Here is a 24,584-nt window from a genome sequence, read left to right as displayed (position 1 = left end):
TTAATTGAGGGAATGAATACCAAAATAAAGCTTATTAAAAGAATGAGTTATGGATTTACCAATTTTCAACATCTTCGACTTAAGCTGTTTGCTTGCTTTAATTCATAACAAAAATTAACACACGAAAACCAGAAGAGCCAATTATCACAATTCCACACTTAAACCCTTTGGTGCGATCGCTGATATGGTAGGTTGGGTTGAGGAAGGAAACCCAACGCTAATCAAAGATATTTGAAGGCCTTATTATCTTCAACCGTCCCATCGAACTAAGATAGTGCAAGCTTAAAGATGGCTTTTAGTTGTCAGCTAAATTTTTGCGCCAATTTCGTCAAATTGCTTCAAGAGATTTGATTGCGAACGCCACTGAAAGCAGCGTATGCGATCGCTATAGCATCTACAGCATCATTAATGGGCATTTTTGTCAATCCGAATAAATACTTAATTTGTTCGGCCACCTCCGCTTTAGTGGCCCTACCATGGCCCAGATGACATTTCCAACTAGCTTGATGGAGGAAAATCGGTTCAATTCCCCCATCGCGACAGCTAACTAGATTGATAATTCCCAATGCTTGCAGGACTCCACCGGCTGCCTTGATTTGCCGGTTAAAAAAGGGCATTTCCACGGCAATTTCCCCCGGTTTATATTCTGCGATTAACTCCTTTAAATCCCGTTCAATTTCAATCAAACGCTGGGCAGTAGAAAGATTTTTAGAAGTTTCGATCGTGCCGTAATCGACTAAAATCGGCATTAACTCACTATTATCCCGGAGAATAGCCCAACCGACAATCGCTAATCCGGGGTCGATACCCAACCAAGTAGTCATAGATTAAGCCAAAAAATCTTGGACGATTTGGAGGATTCTTTGGGATGCTTGTCCATCTCCAAAAGGATTAATTGCATTAGCCATACGATCATAGGCGATTTTATCCCCTAATAATTCTCCCGCTTGTGCTAAAATTTGCTCTGGATTAGTACCAATTAATTTCGCTGTTCCCGCTTGTACTGCTTCCGGTCTTTCCGTGGTTTCTCGCAATACTAAAACCGGTTTTCCTAAACTAGGGGCTTCTTCTTGAATGCCCCCAGAATCAGTTAATAATAAATAACAGCGTTGAATCGCCCCCACTAACTCGGCATAATCGAGAGGTTCAGTTAAAAATACCCTGGGATGATTGCCCAAAGCGGACTTTATTGGTTCTCGGACGGTGGGATTGCGATGGAGGGGTAATAATAGGGCTGTATCGGTATATTTTTCTAACAACAAAGTGAATCCTTTGATAATATCCTGTAAGGGTTCGCCCCAATTTTCCCGGCGGTGAACCGTAGCTAATAAAACCCGATAATCTGACCAATTTAAGCCCGCAATTTGACATTCTGGGGCGGTTTTGGCTACGCTTAATAAAGCATCAATAACCGTATTACCGGTGTGGTGAATATTTCCTGTCACCCCGGATTTTTGTAAATTTTCCACGGCTAAAGTAGTGGGAGCAAAATGTAGGGTAGTCAGTTGAGAAATTAGGCGGCGATTAGCTTCTTCGGGATAGGGATTATAGATATCATTAGTTCTTAATCCTGCTTCCACATGAGCGATAGGAATTTGTTGATAAAAAGCCGCTAAAGCAGCAGCAAAAGCAGTGGTAGTATCACCTTGCACAATAATTAAATCTGGTTTTATGCGCTCAAAAACCGTTTCTAAACCCCGTAAACTGCGGCAAGTAATATCAGTTAACGTTTGACGAGTTTGCATAATATCGAGATTTTCATCTGCTTTGAAAGCAAATAATTCCATCACCTGCGCTACCATTTCTTTATGCTGTCCCGTCAGAATTACATGGGTTTGAAACTGTTCCGATTCTTGAAAAGCACGAATAACGGGAGCTAATTTAATCGCTTCGGGACGAGTTCCAAGAGTAATACAAATTGATTTCAACATATTATTATCAGTTATCAGTTATTTTAGCCATCAGGAGACAGGAGACTCCGAGACAGGAGACTCCGAGACAGGAGACTCCGAGACAGGAGGATTATTTTTATTTATTCTCCCTAATTCATAATTCATAATTCACAATTCATAATTCATAATTCATATTCTATCTCTTGAATTGTGCTGTTTTGTCATTTTTCACTCGTTTGTGGTTGTTGAACGATAAATTGGGGATAGAGTTGCATTTGCTTAGGATTTAAAGGTCGAGAGATGGTCAAAACTTTTTGTTTAGCTAACTCTTGAGTCATGGTATCTAAAGTTTGAGCGATACGCAAATTATATTCTAATTGTTCCCCGGAAGAAAGCAGATTACTTAAGCCATCGATTAAACGTCTTAAATTCTCGCGGAATTGGGGATCACCGATTAACTCATCGATATCGGAGGTGATTTTTTGAGTATTTTCAAAAGTAACCCTAGCGGATTCGAGAGTTTTTTGCAGTACGACAATTGTAGCAGGATCGTTAATAGTTTTAGTAATTTCTCGTAAATTATTCGATGTTTCCACCGCATTATTCAAAATAGTCTCGATATTTTGCATGACTTGTTTAGTATCAATTTCATCTAAACCTGCATTCAACCTCAGGGCGGTATTATTGAGATTATTAGCGAGACTACCAATACCTAAACTAGCTTGATTAATATTACCGAGAGTATCAACAATTTGTCCGCGATTTTCGCTGAGAACAGCATTGAGATTAGCGACCAATTGGGAAGATTGTTGAAAAGTCCTGCTGATTTGACTGCGATTTTCCTGAACGGTATTATCTAAAGTATTGACAAAACGGGAGGCATTATTAGCCGTATTAGTGACCGAGCGACTGGTGGTAGCTAATTCCAAAGATAGACGAGAGATTTCTCTTTGGGCATTACGGATAGTCTGGGAGGTATCATCGGATAAACGGGCGATTTTTTGAGCTGCTATAGCGGTATTTTTGGTGACATCATTGAGATTACCCACAAATTCAGGACTGGTAAAAGTATCCACTAAACGACCAACACTAGACATTAATTGTGTTCCTGTTGTCCCCTGTAAACGAGTATTATTACAGAGAATTAACTGTTGATCACAGTCGGGAGCCAGAGGGTCGAGATTTTTGGCCTCAGCACTTAAAGAAACTAAGGGAGTGATATCGATGGCTGCCTCCCCAATTAATCCGGAAAGATTGGTAGTAACAGTTACCTTCCTAGGCATAACTAAAGTAGCAGAAGCAATCTCGGCAATAACTTCCACTTGATTGCTTCCCGGGATAAAACTTGTAATTCTTCCCACTCTCACCCCGCGAAAACGCACCGGCGCCCCGACTTGTAACCCTTCCACGTCGGCAAACTCGAAGATTAATTGATAGGTTCTTTGACCAAATCCTCCCCCGCGAACCCAGATAGCGAGCGCCCCAAAGACCAATAATCCGCCTAGAGCAAACAAACCTAGTCTTCCTTCCCGTAAAGCTCGCGAACTCTGCATGATTTTTCTCTCATTCTCGATAGTTCTTAATTTAGCTTAATCTAGCTTAAACGATTGTCCTAATCGGGCCTTCAATGCTGGCGCTAAAAAATTGCCGGATCATGGGATGATCGGTACGATCGATATCTGCCACTAATCCCTGCCATTGCACTTTTCCCTGATAGAGAAATACTACTCGATCGGCGGTGCGTCGGATGGTGCTTTGTTGGTGAGAAACCATCACATAAGTGTTCGCAGACCCTGATTTTTCATGGAGAGTCCGCACTAGATCCTCGATAATTGTGGAAGCTATCGGGTCTAATCCGGCGGTAGGTTCATCATACAGCAGTAATTCAGGATTATCAGCCGGATTATCGGGATTAGTGATAATAGCGCGGGCAAAAGCCACCCGTTTACGCATTCCCCCCGATAGTTCCGAAGGATAAAGGTCACTAATTCCCTGTAAACCGACCATTTCCAGGCTTTTTTCCACTAATTCCCTAATTATGGCTTTTTTTAAATTAGTTTGTTCATAAAGATAAAAACCGACATTTTCCCCGACGGTGAGAGAATCAAACAGGGCCGTTTGTTGAAAAACTAAGGAAGTTCGCATCGCTTCTCGACCATCTTCTAGCAATCCCTGACGCAATTGACCTTTAATACGAATTTCTCCAGCATTTATCCCCGTTAATCCCGCAATTAACCGTAAAACCGTTGATTTTCCCGTTCCCGACGGCCCGATAATTACCAGGGCCTCCCCTCGATAAATGGTTAAATCTAAACCATCGAGAATAACATTATCCCCGAATCTTTTCGATACTCCTCTCAATTCAATTAACGGTTCTTTCATCGTCGCTTAATTATCTTATAGCCTCTGGAATTTTAGGGAGATGGGGAAGTGGGGGAGTGGGGTGTGGGGAAGTGGGGAAGTGGGGTGTGGGGAAGTGGGGTGTGGGGAAGTGGGGAAGTGGGGAAGTGGGGTAGATAGGGAAGTGGGGAAGTGGGGAAGCTGTCTCATCACCCTATCACCCTATCACCCCAAAACCCTATCACCCCAAAACCCTATCACCCCAAAACCCTATCACCCCAAAACCCTATCACCCCAAAACCCTATCTCCCGACTCCTGAATACTGACTCGATTCTGGCTGCTATAGTAGAAAAGCACCCATTGCTGACGATATCTGAGGTAGATTGCCGTGACTATTGCTTTAGACCAACTGCTTACCCCCGACATTTTTCGACCAGCGCGTTATTTGGGCAACGAGTTAGGCGCTAAACATAAAGAATGGGCAAGTGCTGTGGTGCGTTGGGTGTTAACCTATCCGGAAGTGTACGAAGTGGGGGCATCTAACCTCGGCCATATTATCCTCTACAATATCCTCAATGCTCAACCCCGCCAACTCTGCGATCGCACTTATTTACCCGCACCGGATTTAGCCCAAAAACTCAAACAGACAAAAACCCCCTTATTTGCCCTAGAATCCCGTCGTTGCCTCACAGATTTTGATATTCTGGGTTTTAGTCTCAGTTATGAGCTAGGAGCCACCAATATTTTAGAAATGCTCGACCTAGCGGCAATTCCCTTGACTTGGAGAGCAAGAGACTCGGGTAACTATCCGCTAATTTTTGCCGGGGGACAAACTGCCACCTCTAACCCCGAACCCTATGCCGACTTTTTTGATTTTATCGCCCTTGGTGATGGCGAAGAATTATTGCCAGAAATCGGTTTAATTTTAGAAGAAGGTAAACTAGCTAATCTAAGCAAAGAAGAACTATTACTAGATTTAGCCCAAATTCCGGGGGTATATGTCCCGCGTTTCTACGATGTCACCCCAATCGGTGCAGTTATCCCCAATCGTGACGATGTACCGCCAAGAATTTTACGCCGGGTAGCGACTCCTATCCCAGCCTATTCTATCGGTTTAGTTCCCTTCGTGGAAACGGTTCACGATCGCCTGGTGGTGGAAATTCGTCGCGGTTGCACTAGGGGATGTCGTTTCTGTCAACCGGGGATGTTAACCCGTCCCGCGCGGGATGTGCAACCGGAAGCAGTAATCGAATCGATTGAAAAAGGAATGCGAGCGACGGGATATAACGAATTTTCCTTATTATCTCTCAGTTGCTCCGATTATCTAGCTCTACCTGCCGTGGGTATGGAGATTAAAAACCGTCTCCAGAATGAGAATATATCTCTATCCTTACCCAGTCAAAGAGTCGATCGCTTTGACGAAAATATTGCTAACATAATTGGGGGCAATCGTCAATCGGGTTTAACCTTTGCACCGGAAGCGGGAACCCAACGAATGCGCGATGTGATTAACAAAGGGTTAACCAACGAAGAATTACTCAGAGGGATAAAAACTGCTGTCGAACAGGGTTGGGATAAGGTCAAACTCTATTTTATGATCGGTTTGCCAGGGGAAACCGATGTGGATGTCATCGGTATCGCGGAAACCCTGCGTTGGTTGCGTCGGGAATGTCGTTTACCGAAGCGGAAACCCCTCGATTTTACCCTAACTATCTCTAATTTTACCCCTAAACCCCATACCCCCTTCCAGTGGCATTCCGTCTCGACGGCCGAATTTATCCGCAAACAGGAGTTATTAAGACAGGAATTCCAAGGCATGAGAGGGGTAAAAGTCAATTATACCGATGTCCGCATCTCGGCCATGGAAGATTTTATCGGTCGCGGTGACAGAAGTTTAGGGAAAGTGGTGCTGCGCGCTTGGCAATTGGGAGCCGGGATGGATGCTTGGTGGGATAATACAGAGAAAGCCTATCAAGCATGGTCACAGGCGATCAAAGAATCCGGTTTAACTTGGAAATATCGTCAGATAGAACAGGGAGAATGGCATATTTTTGCCGATGCAGACAAAGATATTTTAGAGCGTCCTTTGCCCTGGGATCATCTGGATACCGGTATCGATAAAAAATGGCTACAGGAGGACTTAAAACGCGCCCTAGACGCGGCAACGGTCCCCGATTGTTCTTTTGAGGGTTGTTCCCATTGTGGCGTTTGTAGCCTCGATTTTGGTCATAATATCGTCATTGAAGCGCCCCCGATTCCCGCTTTTGCCGGACATTTTCAACCCAATCAAGAACGCACCCAAAGAATTCGGGTTTGGTTTGGCAAAATTGGCGAAATGGCCCTAGTTAGCCACTTGGATCTGGTGCGTTTATTTGATCGCGTCGTCCGTCGGGCTGCTATTCCCATTTCCTTTACCGGTGGATTTCACCCTGGTCCGCGCATTTCGATCGCCAATGCTTTATCCTTGGGAGCAACCAGTAGCGGTGAGATTGTCGATTTTGAATTGACAAAAGTGATCGATTTAGAGAGGTTTAAACAGCAATTAAGCGCACAATTGCCCGCAGATTTACCAGTTTATCAGGTGGAAGAAATTCCCTTAAATGCCCCGGCTGCCACCCGTTTGTTGGAAAAAGCGGAGTATTTGCTCACTTTTAACAGTGAGGGAATCGACTGCCAACAATGGCAAAATTGGCTCGAGGCGATTAAGCAAGCAACGGTGATGGAACGGGAAAAAACCACCAAATCCGGCAAAAAAGTCACGATTAATCTGCGAGAACAATTATATGAATTAGAGTTAAAAACTGTTGACAAGGAAGCCGTTTTGTGCTATGTGGGCAGTTGTCGCAATGATGGCACTTTACTACAGCCCGATCATCTCGTCGAGATGTTAGAAAGGGTTTCTGGACAGGAAATTTCGCTGCTTAATTGCCATCGTCAGGGCTTGATTTTAGGAACTTAACCATCGTCAACTGTTCCCTTTATACTCACCCCAGAGAGTCAGCTAATCTTGATCGACTAATTCTAAGCAATCATCAATCAAAGCTGGCCGATAACTTTGAACAACCATCGGTAAAAAAGCCCCTCTTAAACCCTTTTTTATTCTCTCGGCCGTTTGATCAAAAACCACAAATAAAGGATGAATTGTTTCTGCACCTTCACTAAACATATGTTGTTCTCTGGGGGGCATTAACCATTCATATTCTTTATCTAAACATATTTGTGTTTCGCGCCAGCGTTTCAACAAATCAGAAAAATCTTCCCCCGGACGATGGATAAAAATCAGGATTTCTGAACCTAATTTAATTTTCCATTCCGGATCACACATCAGAATCGCCAAATCACAGGCTAATTGTACCGTCTTTCTAGATTCAAGGGCAGAAGATGGACGAATTCTGACCAAGGGCAAGGGAATAGTAATTAAACTCTCTTCAGGACGACGCATACTAGGAATTAACTCTAAATAGGGGCGATATTGTCGCAATAATTTGATCGCCCCCTCACGACAGCTATATTCCGCTAATAAAGTTTCGTAAGACACAGATTCACCTAATCAAATAAAAGGAGATGAAAATTCAAATCTTGCCGATTTCCAGCTACCGGCAATAGTCACTGATCACTGATCAACTTATCCCAACGCATCGAAGATTTTAAACATGGGCAGGTACATAGACAAAAGAATAGTTCCCACCATCCCCGCAACACCAACCATCATCAAGGGTTCAATGATACTGGTTAAAGCTTTAATGGCCTGTTCCACCTCATCTTCGTAGAAATCCGCCACTTTCATCATCATGGCATCTAATTCTCCTGTTTCCTCGCCAATACTAATCATTTGAATTGCCAAAGGTGGGAAAACATTGGCTTTTTGTAGGGCCAAACTCATCATTCCCCCCTGCTGAATTTCCGCTTTGGCACCAGCGATCGCATTGGCAATTACCTGATTACCCACCGTATTAGAAACGATGTCGAGGGAACTTAAAATCGGGACACCAGAACGCGCCAGAGTCCCAAAAACCCGGCAAAATCTAGCCACAGCCGATTTTTCATTCAAATCACCAAAAAGAGGCATTTTAAGGAAAAACTGGTCAATTTGCAGACGACCCATCGGGGTTTTGTAATAGCGACGCAGTAAAAAAACCGTGGCAACAATGGTGACAATCGGAATTAAAATTAACCAACTACGCATCACACCACTTAAAAAGAGCATAAATTGCGTTAAGGCCGGTAGTGGCACGTTTAAATCGATGAAAATTTTCGCAAACACGGGAATTAAAAAAATTGTCATCCCGAAAAACACAATTACCGCCAAAATTCCCACCGCTACCGGATAAGTCATCGCTGATTTAATCTGGTTTTTCAAGCGGGCCATATCTTCCAAAAGTTTCGAGAGACGGTTCAGCACTTCATCGAGTACCCCCCCCGTCTCTCCAGCTTCGACCATACTGACATAAAGTTCATCAAAACATTCGGGATGTTTGGCCATCGCTTCCGATAACGGACTCCCTTGCTGTACCTCAGCACTAATCGCTTGTAGGGCTTTTTTCATCTTGGGATTACCGCATTGATCCCCCAAAACTCCCAAACATCTCACAATCGCCACACCAGCATTAATCATTACCGAAAATTGACGGGAAAAAACCGCTTTATCTTTGATGGAAATGCTGGCAAACATCAACTTTAAACCGGAAAGATCGATCTCTCCCCCCACTTTTTTGACCTTACCGACGGCGGCATATTTCGCCTTCAGCATCGACCGGGCCTGTTCGGGAGACATGGCCTCAACTTTCTCTTGGAAAACTTTTCCAGAGCCGTTTTTAACTTGTGCGACAAAATTAGGCATAGGACAAATCAGTTATCAGTTATCAGTTATCAGTTATCAGTTATCAGTTATCAGATTGGAGTTTTAAGTGGGTAGATAGTGTTAAGTGAAAACTTCGGTACTTTCTTTTCACTGATTACTGGTTACTGTTCACTGATAACTGATAGGGGCTGACGAACGCTTAAAGGTTACTATTTGTTATTAAATCCGGGCTTTAGCGTTAGCACCAGCCCCGGCGATAAGACGTTGTAATTCATCGGGTTTACCGCTTTTAGAAATGGCTTCTTCCAAAGAGACAACACCCCTAACAACTAAATTAGCTAATCCCTGTTCCATGGTTTGCATTCCTAACTTCATTCCCGTTTGAATTGCTGAATAGACTTGGGGGGCTTTTCCTTCCCGAATTAGGTTAGCGATCGCTGGAGTTACCACCATGATTTCCTGTACCATTGCCCGACCAAATTCCCCCGGTTTAGGATTTTTTTTCTTGACTAGGTTTTGACTAAAAACTGCTAGTAAAGAATTGGATAACATGGCGCGAATTTGTGCCTGTTGGTTAGCCGGAAAAACGTCAATAATCCGATCCACTGTTCCCGCTGCCGAGCTAGTGTGTAGGGTTCCGAAGACTAAGTGACCGGTTTCTGCCGCCGTGATTGCCAAACTAATTGTTTCTAAATCCCGCATTTCTCCCACAAGGATAATATCAGGATCTTCCCGTAAAGATGCTCTTAAAGCGTTAGCAAAACTCTTGGTATCTTCTCCTTTTTGTCGTTGGTGAAACAGACTTTTTATATTAGGAAAAACGTATTCAATTGGGTCTTCTACAGTTAAAATATGTTCAGACCTAGTCCGATTAATTAAGTCTAAAATTGCCGCTAAAGTGGTAGTTTTACCTGAACCTGTTTGGCCAGTTACGAGAATTAATCCCCTCGGTCTTTCCGATAACTCCCGTACTACTCTAGGTAAATTTAATTGTTCAAAGTTAGGAATTTTAGAGGACAAAGCCCGTAAACAAGCTGCATAAGCCCCCCTTTCTTTATAAACATTGACCCTAAATCTTGCTAATCCTTTCACCCCGTAGGAACAGTCTAATTCCCAATTCTGCTCTAACTCTTTTCTTTGGGTATTATTGAGCATACTAAAAATCAATTTCTGACAATCTTGCGGGGTTAAAGATTCTTCATTAATCGGGGACAGTTTGCCACTAATGCGAAAATAGACCGGCGCCCCAGACTGAATGTGCATATCGGAACCGCCCATCTCGACCAATTGTTCCATTAAATCTTCGATCATTAATTCCATAAGTTAAACCCCATCTATAAGGTAAAATCAGTGAACAGTAACCAGTAACCAGTGAATAGTGAAAAGACATTGGGAAAGTGCTATTTAAGACTACTCACTTAATACTCCTTACTTAAAACTCAAATCTCATAACTGATAACTGATAACTGAAAAACTGTCTTAATCACTAAATCGCGGTGTCATACAATAGGGACAATCGAGCCATTCTGGTTGTAGTTCGGCGCGACAACCACGACAGATTAAACCGCTTTTCCGTTTGGCTTTTAGTTCCGCTTCCAGACCGGAATCGGTAAATGTCACCCGTTCCACTTCTTCGAGGGTGGTGTAACCCTCGCGCACCAGATTTAAACTGTAGGCTAGGAGTGTCACCATGCCCTCATCGACGGCCGTCTCCTTAATGCGATCGGTGGTTGCCCCTTGGTTAATTAACTGCTGTAGTCGTTCACTATTCTGCATTACCTCATAGACACCGACGCGACCTTTATAACCGCTGCCGCTACACTTAACGCAGAGATTGCCCTGTTTTCGTGCCTGTTGAATTTCTTCTATGGTTAGGGTATTAGCCTTATAAAAGGTCACTTCCCGTTCATTGGCGGCGGCAAGACCAAAACGGGCCAATTCCTCTTGGCTGGGGTGATAGGCGAGCCGACACTCGGTACAGACGCGCCGCACGAGACGCTGGGCCAAGACTCCCAAGAGAGAACCAGAAATCATAAACGGTTCAACCCCCATCTCATCGAGACGAGAGATCGCACCTGCGGCATCGTTGGTGTGTAGGGTAGTTAGGACCAAGTGACCGGTTAAGGCGGCCTCGATCGCTGTTTTGGCCGTTTCCTTGTCCCTAGTTTCTCCCACCAGAATCACATCCGGGTCTTGTCGCATGAATGCCCGCAAAATCGAGGCGAAATCCATGCCTTTTTCGCGAATTACCTGCACCTGGGTGATGCCCGGTAGAGAATATTCGATCGGATCTTCGGCCGTACTAATATTGACCCCGGGGTGATTTCTTTCGGCTAACACCGAGTATAAACTGGTGGATTTCCCCGAACCGGTCGGGCCTGTCACCAGCAACAGACCAAAGGGACGACTGGCCATGTCTCGGACGATTTGCAGGGTCTTTTGGTCGGTGATTAGTTTATCTAAACCCAACTGGGTAGCCGAGTTGTCGAGAATCCGTAAACAGACTTTTTCCCCGTAGCGACTGGGTAGGGTATTAACCCGAAAATCCACTTTCCGCCCTTGATATATCCGCCGAATTTTACCATCTTGGGGAAGACGACGTTCGGCGATATCGAGATCGGCCATGATTTTAAAACGGGCTGTCACCGCCGGGGTAATTTTTTTCGGCAGTGGATCAAAAGCTTGATGAAGAACTCCATCTTTGCGAAAGCGAATTTTCAGGAATTCTTCTTGGGGTTCGATGTGAATATCGGAAGCCCATTCCTGTAGGGCTTTAGCTAGAATTTTATTGACGAGGTTGATGACGGGGGCTTGATTAGCGTCCCCTTCTCCGAGATCATCGGCCACTTCATCGTTAGCACCCCCGGAGGCCACATCAATATTGCCGACAATATCGGTGAGATCCGAGAGTTTTTCCAGGTCTTTTTCTTTTTGCAGTCGGGCTTTTTCCTGTTCTAGTTCCGATTGAGCCGAGTGGAATTTTTCCAGTAATCTTTCATAATCTTCGCTGGTAATCACCAAACGCTGTAAACCTAAATCCTTGGGACGGAGAATACGATTAATATCGTCGGAAGCCTCGAGGTTGTCGGGATCGACCATGGCTATCAAAATCGCAGCCGGCTCTCCTTCGATCTTTCGCAGGGGGATGAGACGATAGCGACGACAAAGATCGATCGGAATCAAAGAATCGATCAATCGGGCTATTTCCAGTCCATCCACATCGGTTAATTCGGGGTCGAGCGATTCGACTCCGTAGAGAATTTTTAGTTCAAATAACTGGTTTTTCTTATACTGTCGCTGTAAATCCGGGGGCAAAGGGCGCCCGGTTAGTTGTTGTAATATTTCTACTAGCGATCGTCCCGATTTCCGTGTTTCCACTAGGGCCTGTTGCATCTGGTCGGCACCGATATAGCCCGACTGCACCAACTTGTTACCAAAGGGCGAAAAGTAATTGCGCAGGGCAACGGCACGGGTTTTCTTGGAAGAAAATGTCATAGACGATTCTTAACCTCTCCACTACCCTTAAATGTTCCCAATTTTACTGAGAGAATTGCATTCTAGCAAAAATTTTTCTAGATCACCGATTATCTATCGGGGTCGCTTATATCCAGTTACGGATCTTGTCCACAAAATGTTACATTAAAGGTTAAACCTTGATTATTAGCTGGTACTTAAAGACCAAAATTAGCAGTAAATGGTCATATATTGCCAAATTACCCAATAAAATTGTATACTATGAGTGCAGAACCGAATAACTCAGTAATTTTCGACGAAAACCAAGAATCCTTTCCTAATTACCCCGAATCCCTTACCACCGAATCGGAAGCCAGTGTCACCGATGAAGCCAAAACGGTGACGAACCAGGCAGCCTCTAGCGAGGAATTTTCCCTTCTAGGGGGAATGACTATCGATGCTCTACAAGAGGAAATCGACACTCTCAAACAGCAGTTAGAGGAACAAACCCAGCAGGTTGATGCCTACAAGAAACGCTATATCACTCTAGCGGCCGAGTTCGACAATTTTCGCAAACGCACAGCCAAGGAAAAAGAGGAACTGGAAACAAAAATCAAGGGCAAAACCCTGATGGAAATTCTTGGCGTGGTGGATAATTTTGAGCGCGCCCGTACTCAAATTAAACCGGCTAATGATGGCGAGATGGGTATTCACAAGAGTTACCAAGGGGTCTATAAAATCTTAGTGGAGAGTCTCAAGCGTTTAGGCGTTTCCCCCATGCGTCCGGAAGGTCAACCCTTTGATCCCACCTACCACGAAGCGATGATGCGGGAGTACACCGATGAACATCCCGAAGGCACGGTGGTGGAGCAGTTAGTGCGAGGATACACTCTCGGAGAAGATGTTTTGCGTCATGCTTTGGTAAAAGTGGCCGCCCCCAAAGAGACAGATCCTAACGCTGCTCAGTCAGAAGCGACTGCCATCCCATCCCAGGAATCAGTCTAACACCTCCACATCAAAAATTGTTTAGGTATTTGGGAAGAGGGGATATGTGTTTCCTCCCTATCCCCTCTTCCCACTGAAAGACTTTTTCTCGCTTTTATCTTTTAATTAAAAACGCTTCTATACCCAAGGCTTTTGCCCCTTGATAATCCTCTTTTTTACTATCGCCAATATGCCAAGCTTGTGCGGGGGAACAATCATGTTTTTGTAGGGCGATTTGAAAAATTTCCGGATCGGGTTTAGCCGCTCCTGTCTGGGAAGAAATCGTGATCGATCGAAAAAAATATTCTAAGCCTAATTCGGCCAAAACTTGGTAGATACGACTATCAAAATTAGAAATAATGCCCAACTCGATCCCCTGAATCTGCCAGAGTCTTAAAGCGGGAATGACATCCTCGTACAGGACCCAAGGCTCGGCCGTGGCAAAATGATGATAAAGTTCGCCAAAAAAAGCCTCAAAATCGGGAAATCGTTCCAGATAACCTAAATTATTAAAAACTGCCCCAGTCAGCGATCGCCACCAGCGATACTCTAACTCGGGAATTTGTGCCGGTTCAACCTTAGGAAAAGCTAGGGGGGGAGAAGTGGGGAAAATAGCCAAGAAAGATTGTTCTAGACTCTCGGCCGCCACCTCTACCCCAAAATCAGCTGCTATTTGACTATAAATTGCTCCGACACTGCCTTTTACTCCAAAAAGAGTCCCCACAGCATCGAGAAAAATAACTTGCGGTTTCTCCATGAGAGTTTTGTCTATAACGGTCTGACTGAGGTTTTTAGGGTCGGTCCTTTAGCTGGTCTAACACACCTAACAATTGCTCATTTTAAAGGATTATGGCGAAAATTCTCGGATCACTTGCCAAACCCTTAATACCTCTGCCACTGTCCATGCTTGGGCAAAAGCACCCCTAGGGGTAAAAGGGGCATTACCATCGAAAATTTCGCTTAAATTACCGATACAGCTATCCCGAAGATGGTCGATCATCGGTGTTAAAAAACTCTCAGCTAGAATGGGATCGCGATAGACTTTCAGATGGGCCTCGATAAATGCCCCTAATAACCATCCCCAGACTGTCCCCTGATGGTAGGCACTATCTCTTTTTAAGCGATCGCCACTGTAAACGCCAAGGTAATCAGGATGATCGGCATCTAGCGATCGCAAACCGCGAGAAGTCAACAATTTTAAAGCACAAATATCGACAATAGCCCTTTTCTGTGAGGAATTTAATAACTCCTCCACCGACAAAGACAGGGCAAAAAGTTGATTCGGTCGTAAACTGGCATCATTACCCTTGTCCGTATCTAAAACATCGTAACAATACCCTAGAGAATCGTCCCAGAAGCGAGAAAACCCTTTTAAGGTCATTTTTCTCATTTTTTCGTAATCAGTGGCATCCATGCCCAAATAATGGGCAAATTGAACCATTATTTTGAGGGCATTGAACCAAAGGGCATTAATTTCTACGGGTTTGCCGATGCGGGGAGTAATCACCAGATCATCAACTTTGGCATCCATCCAAGTCAATTGTACTCCCGCTTCGCCGGCATAGATCAAACCATCGTCATCTAGGTGAATATTGTAGCGAGTACCGCGACGAAACCAAGCGATCACTTCCGTTAAAGCGGGATAAATAGTTCTGAGAAACTCAAAATCTTGGCTTTGGTTAAAATAGGAACGAATGGCTTCAAAATACCAAAGAATAGCATCGACAGCGTTATATTCGGGCATTTCTCCCCCATCGGGCAGTAAATTCGGCAATAAACCCTGGTCTAGATAACGGGAAAAAGTTAGTAAAATCTGACGCGCGATCGCAGATCTGCCTGTAGTCAAAGTTAATCCTCTTAGGGAGATCATCGTATCGCGACCCCAATCACCAAACCAAGGATAACCCGCGATTATCGTTTTGCCCTCCGGTTGATCCCGGAGAGGACGACTAACGATAAACTGGTCGGCAGCGAGGGTAAGTTGTTGAATCCATTCGGGCTGCTGGGGATTAATCAGACTATTTTCGTAGCGATAGCGAGACTCTAGAGAAGATTGACCGTCTAAATTCGGATCGGGACGGGTACTAGCGGCAATTGTCACCGATTCTCCCACTCTAAGAGTAGCCGAAAAACTAGCCCCATGGAGATGATTTTCTCGATCGATTAAACCCCGATAACGTTCCACGGCCAAATCAAAGCGATAATACCAGATATGAGCGGGAAAAACCTCTCCCTGACTGATTAATAGATAAAAAGGTACAGCATTGTCATAGGCAATCACTCTTACTCCTTTTTCCAGGGGACTAATAGCCATTTGCCAGTTAAAACCCTGGGTATTGCCGTGAAAATCACGATAATTGACAAAAGCAGTCAGATTGAGAGTTAGGGGAGAATTGCCACGACGGTAGGTATAGTGAGTATAGGTGGTATTTTCTCCCTGTTCCATCCAAAGGCGCTTTTCTAGTAAGGCATCCCCACAGGTAAAAGTCCAGACGGGAATTGTGCCTTCCAGATGAAAACTTTCGATATTAATATAGCCTTGGGGTTCGATCGTAGCACCTAACCAGCGATTGCTGGCCAGATGATAAATTTTCTGGTTATATTGTACCGATTCATCGATTTTAGTCACAAGAAGCGTTCTTTGCGTCGGTGGAGCCAAAGCAGCGATCAAGAGGCCATGATAACAGCGAGTTAGCAATCCGGCCACAGTTCCCGCAGCAAAACCACCGATTCCATTAGTGACTAACCATTCGCGCTTTTCAGCCACTGGGAGATAATTGCAGATATCTCGACCAAAACGGAGCTTGACCATGGGCTTCCCAATTCCTAGTAATTTTGTTATAATCAAAAATTGTGTCTTTATATCTATAGAGTAACTCTATCTTAAGGAGAAAAATCAGCAGTGAGTAAACGTACTTTAGAAGGAACCACGCGCAAACAGAAGCGCACTTCTGGATTTAGAGCGAGAATGCGTAGCGTCAACGGACGCAAAGTAATTAAAGCTCGTCGGAAAAGAGGGCGCTATCGTTTAAGTGTTTAGGTTATTCTGGGAACCGACTAATTTTCGTGGGACTACCCCAAATTCATCGCTTAAAACATCGACAGGATTTTCAAGCTGTCTATGGAAAAGGGAGGCGTTATCACGGTTCCCACTTAACCTTAATTAGTTTAGAGGATTCTTGCCCAGATCACCCTCTCCCCAGTCGTTTTGGTATCTCGATTAGCAAGAAAGTTAGTAAAAAAGCGGTGGTTCGTAATCGACTCAAACGGCAAATACGAGCGGTAATTCGGCAGTTATTGCCAGAAATAGCAGCAGGATGGCGAGGGATAATCATTATCCGTCCAGGGGCGATCGAGTGCAATTATGAACATTTTTTGCGAGAATTAAAGCAGTTGTTAGTGAAGGCCAATATAATTCATGGGCATTAAAGAAGAAACTTTTTATGAAGGGGGTCCGCACATCGGCGACCTAATCATCAATATCCTGCTAGGATTTACGGTGATTTGTTTACCTTTGACCGTTGGGGCAGTGGTACGGGCAATCTGGTTAAGATATAAGATAACCGATCGGCGGATTTCGATCACCGGGGGTTGGATGGGACGAGATCGCACAGATATTATCTATTCAGAAGTGGCAAAAGTGGCAAAAATGCCGAGAGGAATTGGTATTTGGGGGGATATTGTCGTAACTCTCAAGGATAGAAGTCGTTTAGAAATGCGCTCGATGCCGAAATTCCGGGAAATTCATGACTATATTGCCGAAAGAGTCGCCGATAAAACCGGTCGTCCCCTAGAATCGATCATCAGTCAATAAAACAAAATAATCGATCGCCGAGATTCGATAAATTAGATTTGTTACAGTGCAACCCCATTAAACGAGAAGGCATAGATTAAACCCATGGATTTTGGAGTCGGATTTATTTCCACAAATATCATGTTGCCAATCCTAGATTTTTTCTTTCGGATTGTGCATAGTTACGGTTTCGCCATCATTGCTTTAACGCTGGTGGTGAGATTTGCCGTCTTTCCCCTCAGCGCCGGCCAGATTCGCAATATGAGAAAAATGCGAATCACTCAACCCTTGATGAAGGAAAGACAGACAGAAATTCAACAACGCTACAAAAATGACCCGCAAAAACAACAGGAGGAAATGGGCAAATTAATGCAGGAGTTGGGCAATCCCCTAGCGGGTTGTTTACCCCTGTTATTACAAATGCCGATTCTTTTGGCCTTATTTGCGACGCTGCGGGGTTCCCCCTTCTCGGATATTAACTACACCGTCGATTTACAAGTGCTGCCAACCGAACAAATCGCCCTCGTGCAGCGCCAACCCTATGCCACCAAACCCCAAAACGTCTATATTGACGAGTCTCTCCACTATCCCATCACCGCTTTTTTACCCCAAGGCAATAAAATCGCCCCGGGAGAACAGGTAAAAATCGACCTCCAAAACGACCAGGGCAAGTCTTTGGGCCAATTAGCCACGGAAGCGCCCGAAAATAACCTAAAACCCACCTACGAGGTGGTTAAAGGGCAAGAACTGGTGCAAGTTAATGAAGACGGTTCCATCGTCGCTTTAGCCCCCGGAGATGCCAGTATTAAAGTTATCGTGCCGGGGATTGCCGCTAATACGGGTTTTCTCTTTATTGAGGCCCTGGGAAGAATTGGGGCAACCGGTGCCAATGGTGAAATTCACTGGGATATCTTGGCGATGGTGATCGCTTTCGGTATTAGTATCTATGTTAACCAAGAGTTATCCGGTGCCGGCGCTCCTTCGGGGGGGGCAGCCCAACAACAGCAAACGGTGAATAAAATCACCCCGATAATTTTTAGTATGATGTTCCTGTTTTTCCCCTTACCAGCGGGGGTATTGATGTATATCTTAACCGCGAACATCTTCCAAACTATTCAAACGGTGATTTTGATGCGGGAACCGTTACCGGAAAACCTGCAAAAATTGGTAGCGGAACAGGAAAAAACGGAAAAATCCCGCGATGCTCTCCCCTTTGAAAAACGTTCTAGCAAGAAAAAGGAAAAAACATCGTAATGAGTATATGGGAGCAAAATAGCGAGAAAGCTAAACAATGGCTGGAAAAACTGCTAAAGTTGATAGCCATGCCCGCAGATGTCCAGATTGGTGTGCAGGAATTGGGAACTGGACCTTCCTCCTGTTGGTTAATTATTGATAGTAGTCAATTGAGTCCCCAACAAGTGGAACTTCTCCTCGCTAACAAGGGTGAGGGACTGGATGCGATTCAATCCCTAGCTAATACGATTCTGAATATTGGTGTCGAGTCGGCAGAACATCAGTTCTATATTGTCGAAATCAATGGCTATCGTCAACAAAGACAGGCAGAACTTTTCGACTGGGTGAATCAAGCGGCGACGCAAGTGCGGCAAACAGGGCAGGAAATAGAATTAAAAGCCCTATCTTCGGCGGAACGTCGCCAAATTCATGCCTTTTTTCAGGAAGAAAACGATTTAACCACGGAAAGTCGCGGCGTGGAACCCGATCGCCGGTTAGTAATTCGTTTAAAATAAGACCAAAGGGTGGGATAAAACCTGCCCTCTTTTTTATTTTAGGCTTTAGCCTTCTTGCTCACTCTAAAATTGAGTTGAGAATTACCACAGCCAGGGAGATATAAAATTAGAAAATCCGACCACCTCGACGGTTGGGGGCTAAACCACGATTACTGGGTGTAAAGCAGTAGGCATCGCGATTGATTCGTCGAATATTCTCTTGTAAAAATCGATCACAATTGCCCTCTGGAACGATAATTGTTTGATAGAGCGATTTTCCCGATAGATTACGATAGTAAGGAATCCAAAGAATACCCAGATTTTGAAACCCATATTTGAAGTGTAGTTCTTCCCCGCGTTTCTTTGCTTCGTATTCGGTCTTCCAAGCTGACTCGGCAATTACTCGCAGACCTTCAAAATCGGCACTGTGCCAGTCAAGACGTGGAGCTGCGAAAACCTCACCGAAAAATGTACCCGAAAATGCCATGGACATCATCAATAAAGTGATTTCTTTTCTGATATTCACGAAAAATTGATAACTGAAATATTTTTTATTTTAACCTCAGTTCGAGATAAGCCGAAACCCTAATTTTACCCTAGCCAGTCAGTCCTATTCTTTCCTGAAAGTCATGGCACAATCTGCTTAACCGGAACTGACGTTATTTTAGCCAGATATCTCCTTTCTCTTCTGTCTTTTCGCCTGTTTTTGCTCTCAAAGCTCTGGCAGCCAAAATTTTGTCATCGATTGACGTTGTTAATAGTGGGATTAACTCCCCATCCAACTTTAAAAACACCCCACACCCACGAAAAACTTTTTGCCGCAAACCCTAGTTAATAACTTAACTTCAGAGCATTTACAGGTACATCATCCCAAGATTCTACGGTTCTTAAAACTGCCACCCACCCCGCTTGTTTTTGTTCGTCCGTAAGACTGGTTAACCAACTTTGATGACAATCTTTTGCCGCTTGTTCGTCTTGACAGGCAATACAAGCTTGTACTAAACCGCAGGGGTCAATCTGTTCATTTACCCAAATAATCATAGTTAATAGCCCTACTTAACTTTACTATTATAATCCATCGATCGCCCACAGAGAAACTTTTGATATTGATAACCTGTCACATAATTGGAGGATAACTCTGAGAGTTGACAGTCCGATAAATCTATTGAAGAATGGAAATTGATTAACCATAATTCAAAAGGGGGAGAAGAGGGCAGATTAAAATCTGGCTTTTGTTCTGAGTTAACTAAGATAAACTTAGGGTTTTTATCGGGAAATTTTTGGTTAAATTCCCAAGCAATTCCCATCATTTCTCCCACCTGCACTAAACTCCTATAGCTAGTGGCAATTACTAACGGATAACGGCTATTATTTTCGATAGTGGTAACTAATTTATCCGGGCGATAATACTTACGATAGCCTAAATTAAAAGTCACACTTAGGGAACTAACTAAAGCCATGATAATTACAATAATTACTATTCTTTTCCGCTGCCTTTGCCAACAATTATCTAATAAAATTGCTAGAATTAAAATTACCGAGGGAAAGTAAACAAAACTATATCTAGCTCCCCGGGTAATATCGATCGAGAGCAGATAGGTGATGACAAAAAAAATGGCAATTGAACTGAGAAAAAATGCCGAGAGAATGCCTAATTCTGGTTTATAGGATTCTAGCCACGCTGTTTTTAATTGTGGGATAATCCAGAGAAAAAAACCGATCATTATTGCCCCAGAAATCAAGATAATTATTAAAGATTCTGATTCAACGGGGAGCAGAGAAAGCATAGTAATTAATGTTCCCAGCAATTGAAAAAAGGGGCTAATTACTGCTAAAAAACTATCATTGTCTCTCTGAATCCAACCGGTCATCTGATTGCCATAATCTTTGGGTACAAACGTGATAAACCAAATAATAATAAAGCTCAAGTTACCTAAAAAAACTAAACTTAAACGCCACCAATTAGTTATCCAAAAGTTTTTTTGTTGGATTTGATTGAATAAAATCAATAATAAAGTTATTGCTTCCGCTAGGATAGTTAAACTAAAAAAATAGTGGACTAATAACCCTAGACAGTTGACAATTAACCAGAAAAAAACCAAAGTATGGGATATTCTTTGATGGTGGATAATTTGGCCGCTTGCCCTAAGAAAACAGGCTAAAGATATGAGGACAAATACAACCGCTAAAGTATAATGGCGCGCTTCTTGGGAGATAAAAACCCCGTAGGGAGAAACCGCCATTAAAATCGCCGCCAGAAAAGCGATCGAGCCTGATTTAAAGACCAATTTACTGATAAAATAAATTAAAGGAATCGAAATAACTCCCCAAAAAACTGCCAGCGATCGCATTCCTTCTAAAGATACATATTCTCCCCGATCAAAGAATAATTTATTCCAGAGATAGGCGAGAATAAAATATAAAGGTGGATGATTGTCCTCCTGAATAACTAATTTAATTACATCGCCAATAGTTGCCCGATCATTGCTCTGGAGAGGTGCGAATAAAGTGGCGAGGGAAATTATCTGATTTAACGGCACTATCTGGTAATTATTGCCAATACTAAAAACCATAGTGGCAAATTCATCCGTCCAGGGAGGTTTGCTAGTTAATTGTGTTAACCTAATAACCAGTCCCAAAATTATTACTAATCCTAACCAGCAAAAATCAGACCAAGCTAACCGCTCCTTGCTTCTTTGTTGTAGATCAGAAATGACTGTAGATAAATTCAATTTAATTGTTATCTCCAAAAGATTCGATTATTTTAACCGCTTCCGATGGGGAAATATCCTGACGGCAATTAGGATAATCATACTCCTCCCGGGCAATTAATGCCCCACTGAGACGATAAAAATATTCTCCCATTTTCATCCAATCGGAATACAAATCGGGTTCGGGGAATTGTTGCCTTAATTCCGAGTTTTTGGGTGTACCATAATTGAGCCAGTATCCTTCTCCAAATAGTGGAGAATTGAGCGCTAGGGTTCCCTCTAATTCTAAACCATCATCGCCCCTGGCGTTTTCGATTCCTTCCACCAAAAAACAGCTATTCTCGGCATTTTCAAAGAGGACTGCGTATCCATTCCCCTCTTCTGCGAGGATTTTAATCTCGCTGGCCCGAAATCCGGGAGGGATATAGTTAGGTAAAATAATCTTAGCATCTAGCGATCGCAGTTGTTGCCGTTGACTGGCGCTCAAAGTTACCGTTTCTGCTCTCAAATATTGCCCATTGTCAATAATAACAATAGATAATCCTAAAACTAAAGGCCAGAGAAATTTTATGGTCATAATCGCTGTTTCTAGGGTCATATTCTGGAGAATATGTCAGTTTTTAGGCAATTTACTGATTATTTAACCAGATTAATGACGAATATTGCCCTTTTCCTGTTCCCGATTCCCTATCTACCGATTCTAATCGACACAAAATCATAGCTTATCTGTGGATTCCACTTTTTTCCACTTCTGTCACCCGGAATTATGGGACTGACATCACCCCAAACCCTCTCGTATTCTAAGGTTATCGACAGGAAAGAGAGGTAACAACCATGTTAGTCAGCCACCAAAATCCAACTTTTGTCCGTAACTACTTAATCGCAGTTATCTCCGTGGTGATGATGGGTGTGGGAGTTGCCGATCTCGTCAATAATCCCTCTCGAATCGCTCAACAAAACCGTCTTGATGGTTATGGTCGCTATGTTAGCGCTGGTTTGGTTAGTGGTGCGGTCAATAATATGCGTTAATTTGCCTCTGATTCTCAATCCTGTTTAAAAGGTGTGAGGAATTATGAATTATGAATTATGAATTATGAACTGGGGAGAATAAATAAAAATAATCTCCTGACGACCGGCTCCTGACGACCGGCTCCTGACGACCGGCTCCTGATAACTAATAACTGATAACTGCTTAAACCCAAGAATGGAGAGCGCGTAATTGGGGCGTTTTTTTAGCTTGGTGTGTCTGCATTCTTTGTAAAACATCATCGAGAATTGTCACCGCTTCCCGGATATATTCCCCCTTATTCAGCATGACACATTCAGCCCTTTCGGCCATAGCGGCATCAGTAATCTCGGCCCGGGAAGGAATACTTTTCTTGACCAGATTTTCTAGGACTTGGGTAGCCCAAATTACCGGAATATGGGCCGCTTCGCATAACCAGAGAATTTCCTCTTGAATTTCTGCGAGTCTTTGATAGCCAATTTCTACGGCCAAATCGCCCCGGGCAATCATCACCCCAAAAGGTTGTTTACCGGCGGCATGGATGATTAATTCGGGAAGATTTTTCACGGCTAAAGGTGTTTCTATTTTGGCCACAATTGCTTTTTGTCGCCAAGCATCCCCCAAGCGACTTTGTAACTCTAGCTGTAGTGTCTCGATATCGCTGGCTTTTTGTACAAAAGAGTAACCGATAATATCGGCATTTTCGGCAATAAAATCTAAATCCTGCCGGTCTTTTGCGGTCAAAGGATCGATATTTAAGACGGTATCGGGGAAATTTAGGCCTTTATCTGCTTTGAGTTTTTCCCCTTTCTCCCTGGCGTGGGTAATTTTTAGTAAAAGACCTTCTGGCATTATGGCAATAACTTCAGCCCCAATATGACCATCATCAATCCAAACTTTCGCCCCGACGGGAATTTGGGGAATAATTTCCGGTTGGGAACAATTAGCCTGAAAATACTGAGGATGGGCAGTGTGGGGGGGTTGGGTGGTTAAGAGGAGAAAATCCCCTTGATATAGTCTGGTTTGGGACTGGGGGGCTAAAATCTGTTCTAAACGGATTTTTGGGCCGGCTAAGTCCATATAAACCTTACAGGTATGTCCATTGACTAAATTTTCGGTATTTTTGACCGCCTCGCGCAGATTTTCGATCATTCCCTGCCACTCTTTGGGTCCATCATGGGCGCAATTAATGCGAATACAGTCCATCCCGCAACGCAGTAATTGAGCGATAAAATCGGGGTCGGTTGCCGCCTCCGTCGGCATTGTCACCATAATTCGCACCCGACGCCGGGGGGAAGACAGACCGAAAACTTCGGCGCTATGGGAGGCTAAAAGTTGATCTCCTTGGAAAAATGCCTCTAAAGGGGGATGTTTGGGTAATAATGAGGCTTCTTGATGACAAACCGCCCCTAAAGTGGCAATTACCGCATCGAGGGTCGGTAAAACTTTCGATTCAATCCGGCCTAGGGAAGATAATCCCCAGGGCATTAAAGCTAATTGTAAATCCCGGATATCTTCTTGTCTCAGGGCGAGATAATAGGCTAAATTACGGGTGCTAGGTTGAAAATTCTCCCTTTCAATTAGGTTTTTCCACTGCTGCAATTTCTCCTCTCCTTCCACTGTCACAAAATGCCGTAACCTTTGCAGATGATGGAGGAGAGTTTGGGGGTAGGATAATTGTTCTCGTTTGAGTTGTTCTGAGAGAGTTAAAGACATAAAATTGAGTAAAAAGTAAAAATCGTCAATTAAGTAGGGAGGCACAATTATTTGTAGGATGGGTTAGCGGTAGCGTAACCCATGCGGGCGTTGGGTTTCATACTTCAACCCAACCTACGTTCATCTTATATTTAATTCCACCCACCTACTTACTAAGGCA

General features: G+C 43.7%; 24 protein-coding genes. 9 read left to right on the top strand and 15 right to left on the bottom strand.

Annotation, left to right across the window (positions count from 1 at the left end):
• On the top strand, positions 1-108 hold a 108-nt coding region (locus IM500_RS07260), incomplete at its 5' end, for a transposase (protein WP_271928149.1).
• Positions 109-338: 230 nt separating this feature from the next.
• On the opposite strand, the gene IM500_RS07255 is transcribed toward IM500_RS07260, so the two are convergent.
• From IM500_RS07255 to IM500_RS07240, 4 genes are all read right to left on the bottom strand, one after another.
• Positions 339-824 (bottom strand): crossover junction endodeoxyribonuclease RuvC, encoded by a 486-nt coding sequence (locus tag IM500_RS07255; protein ID WP_002763127.1) that lies wholly within the window; start codon positions 822-824, stop codon positions 339-341.
• A 3-nt stretch (positions 825-827) separates the two neighbouring features.
• Positions 828-1,931: a non-hydrolyzing UDP-N-acetylglucosamine 2-epimerase gene (gene wecB, locus IM500_RS07250; RefSeq protein WP_287629053.1), complete on the bottom strand. Its 1,104-nt coding sequence runs from the start codon at positions 1,929-1,931 to the stop codon at positions 828-830.
• 182 nt (positions 1,932-2,113) lie between these two features.
• Positions 2,114-3,445: an MlaD family protein gene (locus tag IM500_RS07245; protein WP_287732793.1), complete on the bottom strand. Its 1,332-nt coding sequence runs from the start codon at positions 3,443-3,445 to the stop codon at positions 2,114-2,116.
• 46 nt (positions 3,446-3,491) lie between these two features.
• Positions 3,492-4,274 carry an ABC transporter ATP-binding protein gene (locus IM500_RS07240; RefSeq protein WP_002739028.1) on the bottom strand — a complete coding sequence of 261 codons (783 nt, stop codon included), beginning with the start codon at positions 4,272-4,274 and terminating at the stop codon, positions 3,492-3,494.
• A gap of 347 nt (positions 4,275-4,621) precedes the next feature.
• On the opposite strand from IM500_RS07240, the gene IM500_RS07235 reads away from it, so the two are divergent.
• Positions 4,622-7,192, top strand: a complete 2,571-nt coding sequence (locus tag IM500_RS07235; RefSeq protein WP_190718188.1) for a TIGR03960 family B12-binding radical SAM protein — start codon at positions 4,622-4,624, stop codon at positions 7,190-7,192.
• A 42-nt stretch (positions 7,193-7,234) separates the two neighbouring features.
• Here IM500_RS07235 and IM500_RS07230 read toward each other — a convergent pair whose 3' ends face one another.
• The 4 genes from IM500_RS07230 to IM500_RS07215 all read right to left on the bottom strand — a co-directional run bounded on the left by IM500_RS07230 (position 7,235) and on the right by IM500_RS07215 (position 12,529).
• Positions 7,235-7,771, bottom strand: coding sequence for a hypothetical protein (locus IM500_RS07230; protein ID WP_287738035.1), 537 nt, complete (start codon positions 7,769-7,771; stop codon positions 7,235-7,237).
• A gap of 87 nt (positions 7,772-7,858) precedes the next feature.
• Positions 7,859-9,073 carry a type II secretion system F family protein gene (locus IM500_RS07225; protein WP_190718190.1) on the bottom strand — a complete coding sequence of 405 codons (1,215 nt, stop codon included), beginning with the start codon at positions 9,071-9,073 and terminating at the stop codon, positions 7,859-7,861.
• Between the two features lie 180 nt (positions 9,074-9,253).
• Positions 9,254-10,354, bottom strand: coding sequence for a type IV pilus twitching motility protein PilT (locus IM500_RS07220; protein WP_002797770.1), 1,101 nt, complete (start codon positions 10,352-10,354; stop codon positions 9,254-9,256).
• Between the two features lie 159 nt (positions 10,355-10,513).
• On the bottom strand, positions 10,514-12,529 hold the full coding sequence (locus IM500_RS07215) for a GspE/PulE family protein (protein ID WP_287738034.1): 2,016 nt from the start codon (positions 12,527-12,529) through the stop codon (positions 10,514-10,516).
• Between the two features lie 240 nt (positions 12,530-12,769).
• On the opposite strand from IM500_RS07215, the gene grpE reads away from it, so the two are divergent.
• Positions 12,770-13,492 carry a nucleotide exchange factor GrpE gene (gene grpE / locus IM500_RS07210; protein WP_061432560.1) on the top strand — a complete coding sequence of 241 codons (723 nt, stop codon included), beginning with the start codon at positions 12,770-12,772 and terminating at the stop codon, positions 13,490-13,492.
• A 94-nt stretch (positions 13,493-13,586) separates the two neighbouring features.
• On the opposite strand, the gene IM500_RS07205 is transcribed toward grpE, so the two are convergent.
• Positions 13,587-14,228: an HAD-IA family hydrolase gene (locus IM500_RS07205; RefSeq protein ID WP_287738033.1), complete on the bottom strand. Its 642-nt coding sequence runs from the start codon at positions 14,226-14,228 to the stop codon at positions 13,587-13,589.
• Between the two features lie 90 nt (positions 14,229-14,318).
• The gene (locus IM500_RS07200; protein ID WP_287738032.1) at positions 14,319-16,283 is read right to left on the bottom strand and encodes an amylo-alpha-1,6-glucosidase; all 1,965 of its coding nucleotides are present in this window, start codon (positions 16,281-16,283) and stop codon (positions 14,319-14,321) included.
• 90 nt (positions 16,284-16,373) lie between these two features.
• On the opposite strand from IM500_RS07200, the gene rpmH reads away from it, so the two are divergent.
• The 5 genes from rpmH to IM500_RS07175 all read left to right on the top strand — a co-directional run bounded on the left by rpmH (position 16,374) and on the right by IM500_RS07175 (position 19,012).
• Entirely contained in the window at positions 16,374-16,511 is a 138-nt protein-coding gene (gene rpmH / locus IM500_RS07195; RefSeq protein WP_002739276.1) for a 50S ribosomal protein L34, read from the top strand.
• Positions 16,512-16,537: 26 nt separating this feature from the next.
• The gene (gene rnpA, locus IM500_RS07190) at positions 16,538-16,900 is read left to right on the top strand and encodes a ribonuclease P protein component (protein WP_147069143.1); all 363 of its coding nucleotides are present in this window, start codon (positions 16,538-16,540) and stop codon (positions 16,898-16,900) included.
• Entirely contained in the window at positions 16,890-17,285 is a 396-nt protein-coding gene (locus IM500_RS07185; RefSeq protein WP_190721728.1) for a PH domain-containing protein, read from the top strand. The genes rnpA and IM500_RS07185 overlap by 11 nt, the downstream gene beginning before the upstream one ends.
• 84 nt (positions 17,286-17,369) lie before the next feature.
• Positions 17,370-18,518 carry a membrane protein insertase YidC gene (gene yidC, locus IM500_RS07180; protein ID WP_190721726.1) on the top strand — a complete coding sequence of 383 codons (1,149 nt, stop codon included), beginning with the start codon at positions 17,370-17,372 and terminating at the stop codon, positions 18,516-18,518.
• The gene (locus tag IM500_RS07175) at positions 18,518-19,012 is read left to right on the top strand and encodes a Jag family protein (RefSeq protein WP_190721724.1); all 495 of its coding nucleotides are present in this window, start codon (positions 18,518-18,520) and stop codon (positions 19,010-19,012) included. The genes yidC and IM500_RS07175 overlap by 1 nt, the downstream gene beginning before the upstream one ends.
• Positions 19,013-19,118: 106 nt before the next feature.
• Here IM500_RS07175 and IM500_RS07170 read toward each other — a convergent pair whose 3' ends face one another.
• From IM500_RS07170 to IM500_RS07155, 4 genes are all read right to left on the bottom strand, one after another.
• Entirely contained in the window at positions 19,119-19,517 is a 399-nt protein-coding gene (locus IM500_RS07170; protein ID WP_287732806.1) for a hypothetical protein, read from the bottom strand.
• Between the two features lie 305 nt (positions 19,518-19,822).
• On the bottom strand, positions 19,823-20,032 hold the full coding sequence (locus tag IM500_RS07165; RefSeq protein WP_002739214.1) for a hypothetical protein: 210 nt from the start codon (positions 20,030-20,032) through the stop codon (positions 19,823-19,825).
• A gap of 11 nt (positions 20,033-20,043) precedes the next feature.
• Positions 20,044-21,723, bottom strand: a complete 1,680-nt coding sequence (locus tag IM500_RS07160; protein ID WP_287738031.1) for a glycosyltransferase family 39 protein — start codon at positions 21,721-21,723, stop codon at positions 20,044-20,046.
• A gap of 1 nt (position 21,724) precedes the next feature.
• A complete protein-coding gene (locus IM500_RS07155; RefSeq protein ID WP_287738030.1) occupies positions 21,725-22,300 on the bottom strand; it encodes a hypothetical protein in 576 nt (191 codons plus the stop codon).
• 236 nt (positions 22,301-22,536) lie between these two features.
• Here IM500_RS07155 and IM500_RS07150 point away from each other — a divergent pair, with 236 nt between their 5' ends.
• Entirely contained in the window at positions 22,537-22,731 is a 195-nt protein-coding gene (locus tag IM500_RS07150) for a hypothetical protein (protein WP_002738625.1), read from the top strand.
• 163 nt (positions 22,732-22,894) lie between these two features.
• Here the strand turns inward: IM500_RS07150 and IM500_RS07145 are convergent, their stop codons facing one another.
• Entirely contained in the window at positions 22,895-24,424 is a 1,530-nt protein-coding gene (locus tag IM500_RS07145) for a pyruvate kinase (protein WP_287738029.1), read from the bottom strand.
• Positions 24,425-24,584 lie beyond the last annotated feature (160 nt).

This window comes from Microcystis sp. M179S2 (assembly GCF_020245805.1).
In the GTDB taxonomy this organism is placed as follows: Bacteria; Cyanobacteriota; Cyanobacteriia; order Cyanobacteriales; family Microcystaceae; genus Microcystis; species Microcystis aeruginosa.
Note: the sequence above shows the minus strand (reverse complement) of the source record. Positions and strands in the feature narration are given on the sequence as shown.